Annotated in this window: 17 protein-coding genes; 10 read left to right on the top strand and 7 right to left on the bottom strand. The window is 44.4% G+C overall.

All coding sequences use genetic code 11. The features are described 5' to 3' along the window. Positions 1 to 58: 58 nt before the first annotated feature. Complete coding sequence (locus D4100_RS06845) at positions 59 to 742, bottom strand: ArsR/SmtB family transcription factor (RefSeq protein ID WP_119803714.1); 684 nt, start codon at positions 740 to 742, stop codon at positions 59 to 61. A 74-nt stretch (positions 743 to 816) separates the two neighbouring features. Here D4100_RS06845 and D4100_RS06840 point away from each other — a divergent pair, with 74 nt between their 5' ends. The 6 genes from D4100_RS06840 to D4100_RS06815 all read left to right on the top strand — a co-directional run bounded on the left by D4100_RS06840 (position 817) and on the right by D4100_RS06815 (position 5,964). Next, positions 817 to 1,164 (top strand): antibiotic biosynthesis monooxygenase family protein, encoded by a 348-nt coding sequence (locus tag D4100_RS06840; protein WP_006322149.1) that lies wholly within the window; start codon positions 817 to 819, stop codon positions 1,162 to 1,164. 196 nt (positions 1,165 to 1,360) lie between these two features. Further along, entirely contained in the window at positions 1,361 to 1,861 is a 501-nt protein-coding gene (locus D4100_RS06835; RefSeq protein ID WP_119803712.1) for a P-loop nucleotide/nucleoside kinase family protein, read from the top strand. Positions 1,862 to 2,322: 461 nt separating this feature from the next. Beyond that, complete coding sequence (mchS3, locus tag D4100_RS06830; RefSeq protein ID WP_119803710.1) at positions 2,323 to 2,748, top strand: MchS3 family protein; 426 nt, start codon at positions 2,323 to 2,325, stop codon at positions 2,746 to 2,748. A 406-nt stretch (positions 2,749 to 3,154) separates the two neighbouring features. Further along, entirely contained in the window at positions 3,155 to 3,826 is a 672-nt protein-coding gene (locus D4100_RS06825; protein ID WP_119803708.1) for a hypothetical protein, read from the top strand. A gap of 585 nt (positions 3,827 to 4,411) precedes the next feature. Further along, positions 4,412 to 5,071 (top strand): TetR/AcrR family transcriptional regulator, encoded by a 660-nt coding sequence (locus D4100_RS06820; RefSeq protein WP_147417743.1) that lies wholly within the window; start codon positions 4,412 to 4,414, stop codon positions 5,069 to 5,071. Further along, positions 5,071 to 5,964 carry a hypothetical protein gene (locus tag D4100_RS06815; RefSeq protein ID WP_119803704.1) on the top strand — a complete coding sequence of 298 codons (894 nt, stop codon included), beginning with the start codon at positions 5,071 to 5,073 and terminating at the stop codon, positions 5,962 to 5,964. The genes D4100_RS06820 and D4100_RS06815 overlap by 1 nt, the downstream gene beginning before the upstream one ends. A 61-nt stretch (positions 5,965 to 6,025) precedes the next feature. On the opposite strand, the gene D4100_RS06810 is transcribed toward D4100_RS06815, so the two are convergent. Both D4100_RS06810 and D4100_RS06805 read right to left on the bottom strand, forming a co-directional pair. Continuing rightward, on the bottom strand, positions 6,026 to 7,372 hold the full coding sequence (locus D4100_RS06810) for a site-specific DNA-methyltransferase (protein WP_119803702.1): 1,347 nt from the start codon (positions 7,370 to 7,372) through the stop codon (positions 6,026 to 6,028). Between the two features lie 255 nt (positions 7,373 to 7,627). Then, entirely contained in the window at positions 7,628 to 7,843 is a 216-nt protein-coding gene (locus D4100_RS06805; protein WP_119803700.1) for a helix-turn-helix domain-containing protein, read from the bottom strand. Positions 7,844 to 7,996: 153 nt separating this feature from the next. On the opposite strand from D4100_RS06805, the gene D4100_RS06800 reads away from it, so the two are divergent. The 3 genes from D4100_RS06800 (at position 7,997) to D4100_RS06795 (ending at position 9,574) form a co-directional block, all read left to right on the top strand. Then, positions 7,997 to 8,485: a hypothetical protein gene (locus D4100_RS06800; protein WP_119803698.1), complete on the top strand. Its 489-nt coding sequence runs from the start codon at positions 7,997 to 7,999 to the stop codon at positions 8,483 to 8,485. Positions 8,486 to 8,559: 74 nt separating this feature from the next. Then, positions 8,560 to 8,796: a hypothetical protein gene (locus D4100_RS25580; protein ID WP_147417742.1), complete on the top strand. Its 237-nt coding sequence runs from the start codon at positions 8,560 to 8,562 to the stop codon at positions 8,794 to 8,796. 58 nt (positions 8,797 to 8,854) lie between these two features. Beyond that, positions 8,855 to 9,574 carry a hypothetical protein gene (locus D4100_RS06795; protein WP_119803696.1) on the top strand — a complete coding sequence of 240 codons (720 nt, stop codon included), beginning with the start codon at positions 8,855 to 8,857 and terminating at the stop codon, positions 9,572 to 9,574. Positions 9,575 to 10,053: 479 nt separating this feature from the next. Here the strand turns inward: D4100_RS06795 and D4100_RS06790 are convergent, their stop codons facing one another. Together D4100_RS06790 and D4100_RS06785 are read right to left on the bottom strand one after the other, a co-directional pair. Beyond that, positions 10,054 to 10,695: a recombinase family protein gene (locus tag D4100_RS06790; protein WP_119803694.1), complete on the bottom strand. Its 642-nt coding sequence runs from the start codon at positions 10,693 to 10,695 to the stop codon at positions 10,054 to 10,056. A gap of 62 nt (positions 10,696 to 10,757) precedes the next feature. Continuing rightward, positions 10,758 to 12,269: a recombinase family protein gene (locus D4100_RS06785; RefSeq protein WP_119803692.1), complete on the bottom strand. Its 1,512-nt coding sequence runs from the start codon at positions 12,267 to 12,269 to the stop codon at positions 10,758 to 10,760. Between the two features lie 38 nt (positions 12,270 to 12,307). Between D4100_RS06785 and D4100_RS06780 the strand changes: the two genes are divergently transcribed. Next, on the top strand, positions 12,308 to 13,900 hold the full coding sequence (locus tag D4100_RS06780; protein ID WP_119803690.1) for an ABC-F family ATPase: 1,593 nt from the start codon (positions 12,308 to 12,310) through the stop codon (positions 13,898 to 13,900). 887 nt (positions 13,901 to 14,787) lie between these two features. Here D4100_RS06780 and moeB read toward each other — a convergent pair. Both moeB and moeA read right to left on the bottom strand, forming a co-directional pair. Next, positions 14,788 to 15,543: a molybdopterin-synthase adenylyltransferase MoeB gene (gene moeB, locus D4100_RS06770; protein ID WP_119803686.1), complete on the bottom strand. Its 756-nt coding sequence runs from the start codon at positions 15,541 to 15,543 to the stop codon at positions 14,788 to 14,790. Positions 15,544 to 15,545: 2 nt separating this feature from the next. Continuing rightward, positions 15,546 to 16,784: a molybdopterin molybdotransferase MoeA gene (moeA, locus tag D4100_RS06765; protein ID WP_119803684.1), complete on the bottom strand. Its 1,239-nt coding sequence runs from the start codon at positions 16,782 to 16,784 to the stop codon at positions 15,546 to 15,548. Between the last annotated feature and the right edge of the window lie 100 nt (positions 16,785 to 16,884).

Genomic DNA, 16,884 nt, shown 5'->3' with positions numbered 1-16,884 from the left:
GTCCTCGGGTTGACGGTTTGCCTAATAAGTATTGCACCAAAGCTAGCGCGTTGCGGGGTTAAACAGTGAGGTCAAAATGTGCTTTCAGGGCATTCTTGCCGGCGGCGGTGAGTTGCAGCTCGCGGCTATCGAGCCGGCGCCTTATCCAGCCGCGCTCGATAAAAGCGTTAAGCATCGCTGAGCCAAGTGCGCCACCGAGATGAGCCTTGCGTTCGCTCCAGTCCAGGCAACCGCAGGCGAAGCGCCGCCGCGAAGGCGCTGGCGTACAGTCGACGCCCAACCGCGTCAGGGCAGTCTGCCCCGCCTCGCTCAGCCGGTAGTCTTCTTCGCCCACCAGCCAGGCCAACTGATGCAAACGGTCATGCAGTTTTACCGCCACCTCGCCGGCCATATGATCGTAGCAGGTGCGGGCGAATTGCAGCGAGGTGGGGGTAGTGGTTTTCACCGTCGGCCGTTCGACACCGGCCAGCGCCATCAGCGTTTCCAGCACATCGGCCACCGGTTGCCCCGCCAGGCGGAAATAGCGATAGCGCCCCTGTTTGACGCAGGCGATCAACCTCTGTTCCTGCAAACGCGCCAAATGCCCGCTGGCGGTAGAGGCGGCGACATCCACGGCGGCGCTGAGCTCGGTGGCGGTATAGGCGCGCCCGTCCATCAGCAGGCACAACATGCGCGCACGGGTACGGTCGGCGATGGCGGCGGTCAGGGCCGCCAGGCGATCTTCGATATCGATGTCATTCATACTTCGAGGTTAGACGAAGTATGGCTGTAGGTCTAGCCTTAGGATAGGGTTAATCTTCCTGACAGGAACTCTCTATGATTGCCGTTATTTTTGAATTGCAGGCCGCCGACGGGCAGCGTGAAACCTACCTTAAGCTGGCGGCAGAGCTAAAGCCGCTGTTGGCGGAGATTGACGGATTTATCTCCATCGAGCGCTTTCAAAGCCTGGCCGATCCGCAGCGGTTGCTGTCGCTGTCCTTCTGGCGGGATGAAGAGGCGGTAAAACAGTGGCGCAATATCGAGCAGCACCGGGCTGCGCAGGCGCGTGGCCGCCATGATGTACTGGTGCAGTATCGCCTGCGGGTGGCAGAGGTGGTGCGTGACTATGGTTTGGATCAGCGGGATCAAGCGCCGCCGGATAGCTGCGGCTATCACGCAGGTTAATGCGAGACGGGTTTTGCTGTTGACAGAACTCCAGGCTTTATTCTATTGATAGTGGATGAACAAAAAACGTTTTGTATTCGCGCTGATTATTATCACCATTCTCAGAGTGGTGGGATAGCGCGTCTCTTTCAAGCCAAAACCCGCCAGTAAGGCGGGGCAATCTCTCCTCCTGCTGGCCATCACCCAGGAGGACGTCATGGAAAATCACCCCCAGGCTGTTTTACATCTGATGTGCGGCAAAGCCGGTTCAGGCAAGTCGACGTTGGCAAACCGCTTGTCGCAGCAGCCACAAACGCTGTTGATTGTTGAGGACAGCTGGCTGGCGACGCTGTATGAACAACAGATGGCCGGATTGCAGGATTACGTCCGCTACTCGGCCCGGCTGCGGCAGGTATTGAGTGAACATATTGTACAGCTGCTGCGTCATGGATTGTCGGTGGTGCTCGATTTTCCGATGAACACGCCGGATCGTCGTCTTTGGGCCAGACAACTGGCGGACGCCGCCGGTGTTAGCCATTGCCTGCATTTTCTGGACGTCAGCGATACGCAATGCAAGAGCCGGATCAAACTGAGAAATGAGCAGGGCGATCATCCTTTCGTACTAAGCGAAGAGGCTTTCGATCTGCTTACTCACTACTTTGTTCCCCCTTCCGGGGACGAACGCTTGAGTGTTGTCAGATACGGCGAGCATGCCTGAGTCAGCGGGTTTGAGGGACGCGGTTTTAAATGCGGCATAGACAGCGACCCCCGCTCTGCGGTGCAGAGCGGGGGTTATCCGGAAACCTATGCCAGCGTGTTCCAGCATGTAAGCTCCATTCATTAAATTATCAGAGGTCGTTATTTATCTGTTTTTTGTAAATTGAAGTGCGCTGTTATAAGTTATCTAAATGGTTTCCTGTGATTTATTTTTCACGTGGCAAATAATTACAACTGGGTACAGAAGTAAGGGGGCTTGGTTATTTGATATTTTTAAATGTCTGCTGTCATTTATGTTGCGGTGTGATAATTATAAAAACCATATAAAATAACAAGTTGTTTTGAGTTTTATAGATTTTAAAAAAACATGTAATTAATGCGGTTATAATTTTTATTTGCCATACCTTTATTCATATGGTCAGATTGGATGTAAGGTAAACTTTTTAGAATACAGGAGAGGTTATGAAAAGGATTTTTATAGTTACTACTTTGTTTTTTACTTCGTTATGTTCTCTCTATTGCTACGCAAATGAAAATCACTATGAAACTATAGAAACCAACTTATCCCAGGTTGGTTATTTTTCCTTAGGCATGAATGGCTTTGTTGGCAGGATTAGTGAGGGAGAAGTTGCTGTAATAGACATACTTAAAAGCAAGAGTGCAACGGATATTTTTTTGAGAATAGCCAATAATCCCAAGGCAACGGCAGAAAGTAAACTTTATGCAGCTTGTGGATTGAAGCAACTAGGTAAACTAAATCACAATGACGTCAAATCCATTTTTGAGAAAGAGTGGGGTGAGGATGTTTCGGTATTGAAAGCAGACATTCTAAGAAAAGAAAAATTCAAATATTTATATTTTGGTATTTTAAATCATGGGTGCATGTGAGTGTATTTACTGAATTACTCTATGTCTTGGTGAAGTGGCCCATGGCAACCTTCAAGCGGTAATAGCTTAACCGGTATCCCTCCGTCAGCGGGCAGGCTTGCATTGCGCCGAGTCATCGGGCCCGGCATGTCGGGTTAACCGCATGATCCTCTGCCGCCGCACCTTTGCTCAAATTGTCACCGAAACTTCCCGCGATCTCTTATCCTCGTTATGGCATAATGCGCGCCAAATCACATTCCCAATGATATGAAGAGCGAGCGCTGTGTTAAGCACTAACAACATCACAGTGTTGTTTCATATGTAAAAATAAAGCGTCCTACATTATCACTATGAATAATGGTAGAATGCGGCTACCTTACTAAGTTGTAATAATTAGGAATTAGCAGAGTAACTTAAGGATTTGGATATGATTTTTGAACAGCAAGATATTTTGGCATTTGAATATTTTAACAAAGAAAAATTTGTGGCCATGCCTATAGAATGGCTCGAAAATGAATTCGACTATGCCGATAGCCCCTTGGTTAAATTTATTAAGGTGTACGATGAAGGTGTTTGGCGTTCGGTGGTCTCAAAAGAAGAATACGTAAAGTTTCTAGAGAAAAATGATAATTCAGAAATAAAATACGATGATAATTTGAATTCTTATATTGATGCATATAATAATGACGAGAATATAAAGGTGATTGTTGATAATGATATTACTTTATCAAATCCAGAATATAAATTAGTTGACATAATTGATATTTACGAAGAGCGTGCTGACTATGATTTTAAAGAGTTAGTAAAGCAGTCTAAGTACACCAAAGAAAATGATTATGGTGTATTTTTGACCGACTTATCGGCCAATAGTCTAGTCATGATTGAGGGGCGTAAGGAATCATATAATCAAGATTTAGTTGTGCGATGGATTAATGAATCTGAGGTGATTCGCAGACGAATACAAAGAAATCAGCCATATAAAGATATTAAAGTCTTTGCGGTTTTCGAAGGCGCCGTATTAGAGTTGAGTTATGGTGATATTTATAAAAATAAGTACAACCTATTTAAAAAAGAAAAAAGAAATCGATGTTTATTATAAGGACGACTTCATAAGGGAGTGTTTGCTCCCTTTTTTAAACGTAATGCTCAAGAAAGAATAAATTTTTATTATTAGCTAATGAAAAATATCAACATATATAAATCAACACTAAGTTGATATGTATATAACCAAAATCATGGCATGTTGAATTTCTATATGATGAATATCGTTTGACTCCCAGAGATAAAAATTGATAGTACTAATGGTACGGCATGCCAGAAAATGCTGTTAAAGTTAGCGTGTCAATGCGTCGCGCTCGAATAACTGACTTTCTATTGTTAATTAATAAAATATCAACAATATATCGTGAGGAAGGCCGTGGGGCGTCCCATAGCACATGTCATGATGGAGTTAAGTAATAAATTTGATTTTTTTATGAGAATGTTGTCAATTAGCGTATTATTCTCAATATTGTCCATTTAAGGGAGGTTCATTGCCAGTCCTAATGTTATATTTTACAGCAAGACTAATGGGAGCTGTGACTACAAGCGTGATTTTTTGTAAGGTGTGTAGTCAGAGTTTCTAATTCATATCGCCCCTATTGCTTGAAATCACATTGCTAACAGTAAGATATATTGTGTTTTGTTGACAATCTTACCATTGCATGCTATTTGTTTATGGTTAATGGTGGTTGAGGGCTTAGTTATTGCTATCCAAAATACAAGGAAAAATCGCGGAAGGCCAAGAACTTTTGACTTAGAGCTTGCTCTAGGGAAAGCTATTCTCTTTTTTAAAAAAACGCCATTTAAAGACTGCTCTCTTGATGCATTGATGTTACACATGGGTCTAACGACAGGTAGTTTTTATAAGGCTTTTAGTAGTAAAAATAAAATATTCCAAGATGTATTTGAAGTTTTTATTAATGAAATTAACAATGAAGTTAATGTTATACTGTTTGGCTGTGATGGGAAAAAAGATAAAATTAAAAAATACCTTTATTTTTTAATGTCTTTTGATGGTGTGTATGGAAATCAATTATTGAGGACTGCAATTTTAATTTCTAACGATGATGTTACTGTAAGCAAATACATCGACCAACTATCAAATATTTTACAAGATGGTTTTAACTTAATATTTGATGTGAGTTGTAATAAGTATGAACGCGAATCATGTGATTATAAAACAAAAATAGTATCTAATTATTTGTTAGGGGTTTACATTTTAAATAAAGAACAAAAATATTCGTTCGAATTAGATAAAGAATTAGATGAGCTAATATTAAAATTTTTAGAAGGATGTAATTAATGTACAATGAAAATTCGTTTTTTTATAAAATACCCAACCCTCATGACGTAATTACGGCAATACCCAATTCCAGAACTTTTCCTGAGTTTTTAGAACAACGTGTAGAGACCTATTCCCCAGCTATTAATACTTTTTGTGAATTAGTAAAAAGTAATTGCTCAAGCTTTACTTTATTAGAGGAAATCAGGCGGCAGGGTAGGTTTGATGCTGTATCAAGAATGTCACTGCTCAAAATATTTAGACGGTGTGTGTGTACTGTATTAGATACTGAGGCAACTAAAAAAATCACAAAGGTCAGCACTGCCAGTTTGGTTTCTTCTTATGGTTATTTGTTTAAAGATATTGATCAGTTAAGAGAACAGTTTTTAAATATTAGTCAATCTGAAGTATATGCGTTATCCATGCTTTTAGGTGAGTATGATGATCGAGGCCAGCAAGGCTATATACTTTCAGATTTATTTTTTGACTGGTTTGAAAGTAATTTTAAAGATAAGTTTTGCATCGAAGGTCCCCGCGGTGCTGGTAGAGATATTGAGTTAAGTTCTGTGTTTCCTGATTTTACGGGGTCGTACCCCTGCGATTTTATTATTCGTGATATTTTTACGCAAGAAGTTAAAGCAATAGGATTCGCTCGTTATGATAGCACTAGGGGAGGTTCTCAGTCTGACGATAGGACTGGTGGCAATAGTGATAAAGTCCATAAGGCAATGAATTATAATGCGTTGACAAATAAAAACTTCAAAATTATATTTTTATCTGATGGGCCTGGACTGACCCATAGAGATACTTGGCATGAAGCATGTCTATTGGATGGTTCTTGGAGCGGAAATGTAAGGGCTAGTACATTAAAAACAGCAGATGTAAGGATTACTGAAGAGTGGTTACGTTCATAATATCCTAATTATTAATTAAAGCCACATTAAATTAATCACATGTGGCTTTAATGGTATCCCTTTATTTCTTTAGTGAAAATAGATATTCTATTTCGTCCTTGTGATGGTCGTATACATCCTTATCGACAATCAAATTGTAGTTAATATAAGGTCTTTTTGACAAACATTCTTCACTGTTATGATCAGAAAATAAAGAAGGTTGTTCGATTTTCTTATTTACAAAGTCACCCATTGGGTTTAAACCATTTTGTAATCTTTTAATTGATGTCTCAATGGCTAAAAACGATTGATCTATACCAATCCATTGACGTTTTAATTCGTGCGCAGCATGTATAGTTGTACCTGAACCACTGAAAGGATCTAATACAAGATCTCCTTCGTTAGTACTTGCCTCAATGATCTTTTTAAGCATGTCGAAGTTTTTTTCTGTGGGATAACCTGTAATTGGGATACTTTGGTGGTGTGCATCTCTGAACTGGTCCCAATAATCAGTAAGTGGTAATTTTTTATCTTCAGGAAGATATACTTTTCTTCTTGGATTTCCATTTTTAGACCAATGAATTTCTCCTTTAGAATCAAGAATATCTAATTTAGAAGGAAGCATTTGCCAATGTTTACCTGCTGGAGGTAACATTCCTTTCCATGGCATTCCTGTCTCCCCATTCCTTACTCCTGGAGCATGAATAGGTACCAGTTTAAAGGATCCTTTATCATCTTTTTTATTATATTCTTTTGACATCCATTCTTTATCGGCAGGCATTCCTGGATTTTTAAAATGGGTGTTTTTGCTCTTGCCGTAAAAAAGAATATAGTCATTGATATTTGGATACTGTTTTTTAGTATAGTTTTTTGAACTACATTTCTTTCTAACTATCATGTTCCTAAAGTTATCTTGGCCGAAGACTTCGTCCATGACTAACTTGAGATGGAATAGCATTTGATGCCCAATGTGAACATAAATACTGCCATCGTCAGTAAGAAGCTCTCTCATCAGTATTAATCTTCTCCGCATAAATTCTAACCACGGAGCTAATCCCATTACATCTTTATATGCATGTTTTAGTTCACGGCTTTGAAAGTCAAACCCGGTTCCGTATGGCGGATCTAAATAAATAAGTTTTACGCTATTCTCATAATTGGTGATTAGTTTTTTTAGTCCAAAAAAATTATCGGCAAGCAAAATGGTATTTTCAGGGATGTTTTTAATTTCTACAGCACTTTGAACGTTGTCAAGGTGAACAAAATCTAGCGCTTGCTTTTTTAATAGTTGCTCTTTAGTTATTTTGTTTTTATAGTTAATGGATATTACTTCATTGTTTTCTGGTAATTCAAAAATTTCACTTTTAACAGAACCAGCTAAAAGTGAATCTTTTGAGCTTTTTTCGTTTTTAGAAACACCAGTTGCCATTTTGACCTCTTGCTTAACTGTTTCCTTTATTATAACTCAATGCTGTTTATATGTACAGTTAAAAAGGATGTGACAAATATGTTTGCTCACTTTCTAGGAGGTTTAATTTCACGATTGAATAGACTATTTGAAAAAAAACCACTCGGTAGTGGTGTTTTTTTTATAAAAATTATTGCGTTAATGTTGATTCTCCCCAAGGAACTAATTTAAATTTTTCTAAATTATTTTGTTATTCTGATGTTTTAATTAAGTTTATTAAAATTCTAGAAATATATTTCTCACTGGTATTTTTAATCCGATTGCAATGGCACCAATCACCTCTAAGGTAGGGTTCCTTACCCCACGCTCTATCCCACTGACATAGGTGCGGTCTAGCCCGCACTTATCAGCGAACTCTTCCTGTGACCAGCCACGCTCTTTGCGTAACTCTCGAACACGTTGGCCAAATTTGACTTGAAGTTCATTTTTCATCTAACAAGCATCATGTTTTGTTGCTTATCAGACCACGGACTATGAGTCACATTTCGTTTGTGTTAATGTGACTTATAGTCATCAATGAGTTGTACGAAAAATACTCTTTTTGTTAATATTCATGCTGTTAGTAATTGATAGGAGCGAATGATAATGAAGAAATGTATGTTGCCACTTTTAGTGGCATTCCCAGCAACAGTCTTGGCATGGGCGCCGGCAGACCCTTTCAAGTATCCCGACGAGTATACAAACCCTTATAAGCAGAGTGAATGGAGCAAAGCTGCCCCATACGAAATGGCTCTCTTCTACAACAACAATACAGATCAGTTCTCAATGGCATTCCGCGCTCTTCGTAGCGATAGACTCACCAGATTTTCGAGTGAGGATACGCCGAACAATGTGGAAATTTCTGGTTGCAGGAAAGAAATGAAAGGTTCTTTAGAGTATGGGACAGGGCTACCGAAACTAACGCTGAAAACTGCAGGAAACCTCGAGCTGAAAACTCTTTTCCTTGACTGTGCAGATGTCTTCTTCCGTGTTTCAGACGGAAGTAGTCAACAAACCTATAAGCCAGTCGCAGGAAGCATAAGTCGGATGCAATGGAGAGACTTAGTTAAAGACGGCACTATTTCTATTAAATGACAGGGATGTCTACCGAGTACCACCAGTTACTCGGTGGACAAGTTGTTAAATATTTGTATTCAAAATGGTGAAAAATGAACAATCATGAAAAAGAGACTGCATCAGAACAAGTAGATCCTTGGAAAGGTCAAGAACGAACAACTCTGTCCTCTAACGGTCCAATCCCACTACTGAAAGATTTTTTTGCTATTTTGGGGCTTCTATTCGCGTTGGCAATTTTTTCATATTTTTTATTTGGGAATATTCAAATAGGCAAACTGAGCATCGGCCACAACATATTGCTTGGTTATTACATTCGCTACGGCGTGTAGTTTATAAGTGCACCATTTAACGAATAGTAATCATATGTTAATTTTTATGGCAAATAGAATGAATATATTAAAAAAGAAATTTATGTCTTGCATAAAGAGAATCTGTTGTTTAGCTATCCTGGTCGTATCTATTGATGTAAGTGCGGCTGGGTTCGATTGTTCAAAAGCGTCTACCGCCGTAGAAAAGATGATTTGCAATCATAGGGCGCTAAGCGATCTTGATTCTGCAATGTCCAATTTGTATAACAGTAAAAAGGACGATAAACTCAAAGTGATCCAGTTAGATTGGATCAAAAACAAAAGAAATAATGCACACTCTACAGATGAGTTGAATGCACTATATGCAGAGCATATTCAGTTTTTATCTACATATGCCGCAAAAACTGACAAGTATGATTCTGAAGGTAAATTAGTAGATGCATCAAGGCCCGTAGAGGCACGCCAATCAGTAGCCAAAGAAAAGGATAAATCAGATAAATTACAGTTATCAGATTTTGAAAATGAATTTATATCTGTCGATGGCATGGAGTACTCTACTAGATACCAAGAGATGAATAAATCGAATTATGTTATACGATGTACTGACGCTATGATGATAGATGTAATGAATGCATGGAGGAAAGATTCTGCCAAGAAAAATAAAAGTCGTGAGTTCAGCAGACTGAGAAAAAATCTCTATAATGGATTATGGAATGTAACTGTAGATAATATAGAGAGTAAGGTAAACACTCGAGAAATGAGGATGATTTGTGATTTGCTGAGCGCCGCTAATCGATAAGGAAGAATGGCCTTTACAAGGCCATTTAAACTACGATGAAAAGTGACTATGCGTCTGCGACGCAGTGGCGAGCCACACATTTATATTACTCCTTGGAATGTAAGGAGTAATATAACAGAGGTAATATTGGCCATTATAATAATATTAATTAAAATATAGAGAGTATAGATATGCGTCTTCGACGCAGTGGCGAGCCACATGTTTTTAAATCTTCTTTGCTGGCAGGTAGTATTAGTTGTAACGGTAAGAACCTAGATTCATTATAACATTGCTGTTTTAAAGCGAATAACAGGATAGAAAATAATTTTATTAATCAGATTATAATGTTGGCGGATGTAATAGTTGGAAAGGCATTATAAAGATAATAACACACTTTTTGAGATTCCTTTGAAAGTGCGAAAAAAGATTAAAATTCACAAGGTTTAAATTATTTGTTTATGTATATCATAAGGTTATGTATGCGCAGCATAGGAATCGCTTCAGCGATTTAAGGCTTTACGCAATGTTGTCCGTGAGATTGGCAAGCCTATCTTGGTTAGATGAGCGAGCATTTGAGCCTCAGAGGCTCCCTGAGCGATTTTACCCTTAAGGTGATTGGTAATCATAAAGTAGCGTTCCATGGCCGCCTGGTGCCTTGCTGACGCTTTTTTCGCTATACCTTGGCGTACTGCCTCAATCTTATAACCGTAAGCTTTACCATTATGGCGGCCATTGCTAAATCCGTCTTTGATGCGTTCTGCGATACGTTTACGCTCAAATGTGGCGACAGAAGCCATGATGGTTAGAATCATCTCGCCGATCGGTGTTGACACATCAAGTGCGATATCAAGGATCTTGAGAGTAATTTTCTTTTGCTGGAGCCATTTCACGGTGTTCAAACAATCAGCAGTATCGCGAAAACCACGATCCAACTTGGCAATGACGATGGTATCACCAGCGCTGAGTTTCTCGATAAGCTTCTGTGCCTCAGGTCGTTTTTGAAAAGGCATCGAACCTGAAATATTCACATCTGAAAAAACACTGTCAATTCTATGCTGTGACTCTATCAGGGTGATTTGGTTATCGGTCGTACCGGTTTCATTCTCGGCTTTTGATACACGGGTATAGGCAAAAATGGTCATATTCTCCTCCTGCGAATAATTATATCCAGCCTACAGGAGGAGTACATTACGTTATGATAATTCTAACTATTCTCCGTTGGTTCGCGAAATCCAGCCAATAGATTTTGCAATGCAATGGTATCGCTCAAGAACTTGATCTTGCCATCAACCATCAGGAAGTTTTGCTTATGGCCAGACAGGTGGAGAACTTTCACCGCCCAGCCATTACCTGAGCGGATAACAGTGATGCTTTTTAAAACGCGTTTCAGCAACAGGTTAAGTTCTAAACCATCCGTAATGCTGGAGAGCTTCTCACTTTTAACGGCTTCGATACCACGTTGCTCACGCTCGTCCTTTGCTATCTGATCGGTAATCTCTTTCAGTCTGGATTCCATTGTGCCGATGCTTTTAATGACGGATAAAGGGATGTCATCCAGAACTTGCAATTTGCTGTTCAGATCATTAATACGAGCCTCAAGTTGTTGCCTTTCTTGATGAATGGATTGGTCCAGCGTCTGTTTCTTCTTGAACTCTAACCGGCCAAGAATAGTGGTTAGCGCGCCATCTAATCCTTTGATTGAAATATTTTGTGTGCAACGACCATCCTTGGCATTTAAGCAGCCATGATAAACGTACAGTTTCTCTTTTACGGTGTGCTTTCGTTTTACTAATGCACCACCGCATTCACAGCGTAATAGGCCACTATAAGGGTTATCAGCGCTGCGGCGTCCTCGTTTGGATTTGCTTTGGTCTGATTGCAGCAATAGCCATTCTTCTTTGCTGATCAGGGCAGGGTAGTACGCTTCAACCAGTTCTAGCTTGATCAGTTCCCTGTCTTTGGTTGTTTCACCCGTCTGATAGGCACCATACAGCGCAGGATTTTTTAGCATTTTGGTGATAGAGGCATGATTCCATTGTGCCGTCCGGACTCCGGCAATACCCAGCTTATTGAGCGCTTTTGCTATCATATTGCTGCCTTTTCCTTCTTGCTTGAGCTGAACGATTTGCCTGGCGACTCCTGCTTTATCGCTGAAGGCATAACCGGTTTCGGTACGCTGTAGCCAAAAAGGCAGGATTTTATTGATAGGTTTCCCGCTAAGTGCTGCTTGCCGTTGTTGTCCTTTGGTTTCACGCAGGCGTATCGCTTTACGTTCTGACTCTTTGTGAGCCAGATCGGCTGCTACCGCTATGCGAATGACACTTTGCAGATCATTCAGACTGTTTTTGGTTAACAGCAAACCATCGGAAAGGCTGACTACCTGAACGTCTTTGCGTAGAATCTCTTTCACCGTTTCCAGCGTTGCATCGATACCACGGCGTGAAAGCCGGTCTAATGCTTCGATAATGATTGTTGATCCAGCAGTAATCTGGCCTTCTTCAATGGCGGCAAGCATATCAACCAGAGATGCACGTTTACCTTCCCGGAAGGCGCTGATACCAAGGTCTTGGAAGTTTTTGCTGGAGAGTTTAAGTCCATTTTTGATGGCGTATTCTTCCGCCATTTCCGTCTGCCTGCGCAGACTGTCGCCCAGTTCTTGTCGCTTGCTTGAAAAACGAACATAACTGTAGGCGATCCCGTTGTTCCGTTGTGGCATAATGTGTCCAAAATCACGTTTCTATAAGAGTAAATCCTTTGCTATTAAGTAACAACATCACTATGCAGTTTGGCAGTAAGCCGTTGTTTGAAAACATCTCCGTCAAGTTTGGCGGCGGTAACCGCTACGGTTTGATCGGGGCCAACGGCTGCGGCAAATCCACCTTTATGAAAATTCTGGGCGGCGATCTGGTGCCGAGCGGCGGCAACGTGTTCCTCGATCCGAACGAACGCCTGGGCAAACTGCGTCAGGATCAGTTCGCTTTCGAACAATACAGCGTGCTGGACACCGTCATCATGGGCCACCACGAGCTGTGGGCGGTGAAGGAAGAGCGTGACCGCATTTACGGTCTGGCCGAAATGAGCGAAGAAGACGGCTATAAAGTGGCCGATCTGGAAGTCGCTTACGGCGAGATGGACGGTTACACCGCCGAAGCGCGCGCCGGCGAACTGCTGCTTGGCGTGGGCATCCCGGTTGAGCAGCATTACGGCCCGATGAGCGAGATCGCGCCGGGCTTCAAACTGCGCGTATTGCTGGCGCAGGCGCTGTTCTCCGATCCGGAAATTCTGCTGCTCGACGAACCGACGAACAACCTGGACATCGATACCATTCGCTGGCTGGAGCAGGTGCTGAACGATCGTAACAGTACCATGGTCATCATTTCGCACGACCGTCACTTCCTGAACATGGTCTGTACTCACATGGCGGATCTGGACTACGGCGAGCTGCGCGTTTATCCGGGTAACTACGACGAATACATGACCGCGGCCACTCAGGCGCGTGAACGTCTGGTTGCGGACAACGCCAAGAAGAAGGCACAGATTAACGAACTGCAGTCGTTCGTGAGCCGCTTCAGCGCCAACGCCTCCAAATCCAAGCAGGCGACCTCTCGCGCCCGCCAGATCGACAAGATCCAACTGGAAGAAGTGAAGGCCTCGAGCCGTCAGAACCCGTTCATCCGTTTTGATCAGGACAAGAAACTGTTCCGTAACGCGCTGGAAGTGGAAGCGCTGACCAAAGGCTTCGATAACGGCCCGCTGTTCAGCAAGTTCAACCTGATGGTTGAAGTCGGCGAGAAAGTGGCGGTGCTGGGCCCGAACGGTATCGGTAAATCCACTCTGCTGAAAACGCTGGTGGGCGACGCCCAGCCGGACAGCGGCAGCGTGAAGTGGTCCGAAAACGCCAAGATCGGCTACTACGCTCAGGATCATGAATATGAGTTCGATGACACCCTGACGGTATTCGACTGGATGAGCCAGTGGAAGCAGGAAAAAGACGACGAGCAGGCGGTGCGCAGCGTGCTGGGCCGTTTGCTGTTCAGCCAGGACGACATCAAGAAGAAAGTTAAGGTGCTGTCCGGTGGTGAAAAGGGCCGCATGCTGTTCGGCAAGCTGATGATGCAGCGCCCTAATATTCTGGTTATGGATGAACCAACCAACCACCTGGATATGGAATCCATCGAATCGCTGAACATGGCGCTGGAAATGTACGAAGGTACGTTGATCTTCGTTTCCCACGACCGTGAGTTCGTCAGCTCGCTGGCGACGCGCGTGCTGGAAATGACGCCGACCAAGGTTGTCGACTTTACCGGCAACTACGAAGACTATCTGCGTAGCCAGGGTATCGTTTAACTCTGCTTAGGCAGTCAAAAGGCGGGAGCATTCCCGCCTTTTTTGTCTCCGTTATAGTGCAGAGTAAAATGTTCTGTTGAAATTCTGACATACACTCCTCAAATATCGTTCACTATCTGCATTTTTCCCCGTAAGCATAAAATCTGGAATGCATGTCTTTTATTTATCGTAAAGCGAGTGTAGAAGCTTAATTTTATTATTTTAAGCTGGCCGTATATTTACCTGGTTCGTTAATGCCATTAATTAACCTTGCCATAAAATTCGTTAAAAATCGGTTATGCGAATGACTTATATATTGAAGTAGTTGCTGTTTTTAGTCTGTTCACCTTGCTTTTAATAAGGATGAAAATATCTTGATGTTTTCTCGCGTAAACGTTAGTAATAATCGCTATCACACATGATGAGAGGTTTTTTCAGTATTTTAGGGGGGGTTAATGCAGTCTGTTAGAACTAATGGCATATTTTTTCGGAAATGGATGCGCTGCTCTACATACATATTTATGATATTTACTGCTGTGAATTATATTGGTAACAGTATTCATGGTGGAGATTTTTATTTCTTTTTCTTGATTGTTCTTTTATGCCTTTTGGGCGGCTTTGTCTTTGTTTTTTTCAACATTATCAATGTAAAGGATGACAAAAAATGAATGAGCTTGGCTTGCGTGAAATTGCTCAGATATCGGGTGCTCCAGGCAATGGCTGGGCAAGGTTTCAAAAAGATGTTTGGGGTGGATAGCATCGGTCAGGTTCAGAAGATGATTGGGTCAGGCATAATATAGGGCGAACCACCAAAGTCATGAGGGTTTGCCCTATATGTTATTCATCAGAATGGGGGCTTACGTGGAGGTTCTGTGGTCCGGCATGATTACCCGTTTGGCCAATACTGACTATTCTCCGCCGCACACTTCGCACTGCGGGTTTTTCGGCAATTTCATCTCGCGGAACTGCATCGTCATGGCGTCGAACATCAGCAGTTTTCCGGTGAGGGGTTGGCCGTATTGTGCCAACAGCTTAATCGCTTCCAGAGCTTGCAGCGTGCCGATAGTGCCTACCAGCGGCGCCATAACCCCGGCCTCGACGCAGGTCAGGGCGTTCTCGCCGAATAACCGGCTCAGGCAGCGGTAGCAGGGCTCGTCCGGCTGGTAGGTGAATACGCTGAGCTGCCCCTCCATGCGGATCGCTGCGCCGGAAACCAGCGGTTTGCGTTGCGCATGGCACTGGCGGTTGAGTAGATCGCGTGTCGCTACGTTGTCGGTGCAGTCCAGCACCAGATCGCAGGCGGCAATGTGCGTCGCCATCTGTTCGTCGTTCAACTGCCCGTCCACGGTATCAATACGGATATGCGGATTGATGGCGCTCAGCTCGAGGCGAGCCGATTCGACCTTCGTCATGCCAAGGCGCGCATCGCGATGCAGGATCTGGCGTTGCAGGTTGGAGAGGGACACGGTGTCGAAATCAACCAGCGTCAAATGGCCGACGCCCGCCGCAGCCAGGTAAGGCGCAGCAGCGCAACCCAGCCCGCCGAGGCCGACAATCAGCACTCGAGCGGCCTTCAGTTTTTCCTGGCCGTCGAAGTCAAAGCCGCGCAGGATAATCTGGCGGTTATAGCGCAGCGTTTCGGCGTCGGTTAATTCCGGCAGCATGTTCAGCTCCTCAGCAGGTTGTTGAATGGCTCGATTTCCACCATTTCGCCCACCGCCACGGAACCGCGTTCGCGCTCCAGCACGATGAAACAGTTCCCCTGGCTGAATGAACTGAATACGTGCGAGCCCTGATGGCCGGTGGTGCCCACTACCAACTCGCCCTGGGCATTGCTGCCAAACACGCCGCGCTGGAAATCCAGGCGACCCGGTGCTTTCTTCAGCGGCGTCAGTGCGCGTGCGCGCAGGCGCGGTGGCAGATGCCACTCGCTGTGGCCGGCCAGTTTTGCCAGCAACGGTTGCACCAACTGGTAGAAGGTCAGAGCGGCGGAAACCGGGTTGCCCGGCAGGCCGCAGAACCAGGCGTGCTTCAGCTTGCCAAACGCAAAGGGTTTACCGGGTTTGATCGCCAGTTTCCAGAAACTGACCTCGCCCAACTCATCGAGCATTTGTTTGGTGTAGTCGGCTTCACCCACCGACACGCCGCCGCTGCTGATCACTACGTCCGCCTGGCTGTCCGCCTGCTCGAAGGCGGCGCGCAGCGCGTTCTGGTCATCACGGATAATGCCCAGATCGAGCGTTTCGCAGCCCAATTGCTCGAGCATCAGGCGTACCGCAAAGCGGTTGGTGTCATAAATTTGCCCGGCCTCTAGCGGCTGGCCTACCGGCTGCAATTCGTCGCCGGTGGAGAACACCGCGACCTTCAACTTGCGGATCACCAACACTTCGGCGACACCGAGCGAGGCCAGCAGCGGCAACTGCGCAGCGCCCAATTTGACGCCGGCGGGCAACACGCCGGCGCCCTGTTGGATATCTTCTCCCGCCAAACGGATATTTTGCCCGGTGCGCACCACGGTATTGAAGCGAACGCCGGCATCGCTCACCTCAGCCTGCTCTTGCATGATCACCGCTTCGGCGCCGGTGGGAATTGGCGCGCCGGTCATGATGCGTACGCAGGTACCTGCCGGCCAGTCACCGTTGAACGGCGCACCGGCAAAGGCTTTGCCTGCGACCGGTAGCGGGGCGTTGCCATGCAGATCTGCGATACGCACCGCATAACCGTCCATGGCCGAATTGGCGAACGGCGGCACGTCGATCGGTGAAATCACCGGCGCGGCGGTAATGCGGCCGGCGGCGGCGTTCAGGGGGATGGATTCGGTCTGCTGCAGGGGGGAGAGTTGGCCGAGCATCTTCTCCAGCGCCTGCTCAAGGGAGATGAGATCGGAAGTATGGCAATGATCCATAAAGGAACTCCGTATTCGGGGTGCGCGAAAAATAGCGGCAATGTGGGGGTATTATGGCAGATAACGCCGGAGGGTAGAACGGGTTACACTGAGTAAAACA

The organism is Serratia inhibens (genome assembly GCF_003591175.1).
GTDB classification, from domain to species: domain Bacteria; phylum Pseudomonadota; class Gammaproteobacteria; order Enterobacterales; family Enterobacteriaceae; genus Serratia; species Serratia inhibens.
This window is presented reverse-complemented; position numbering and strand designations above follow the sequence as displayed.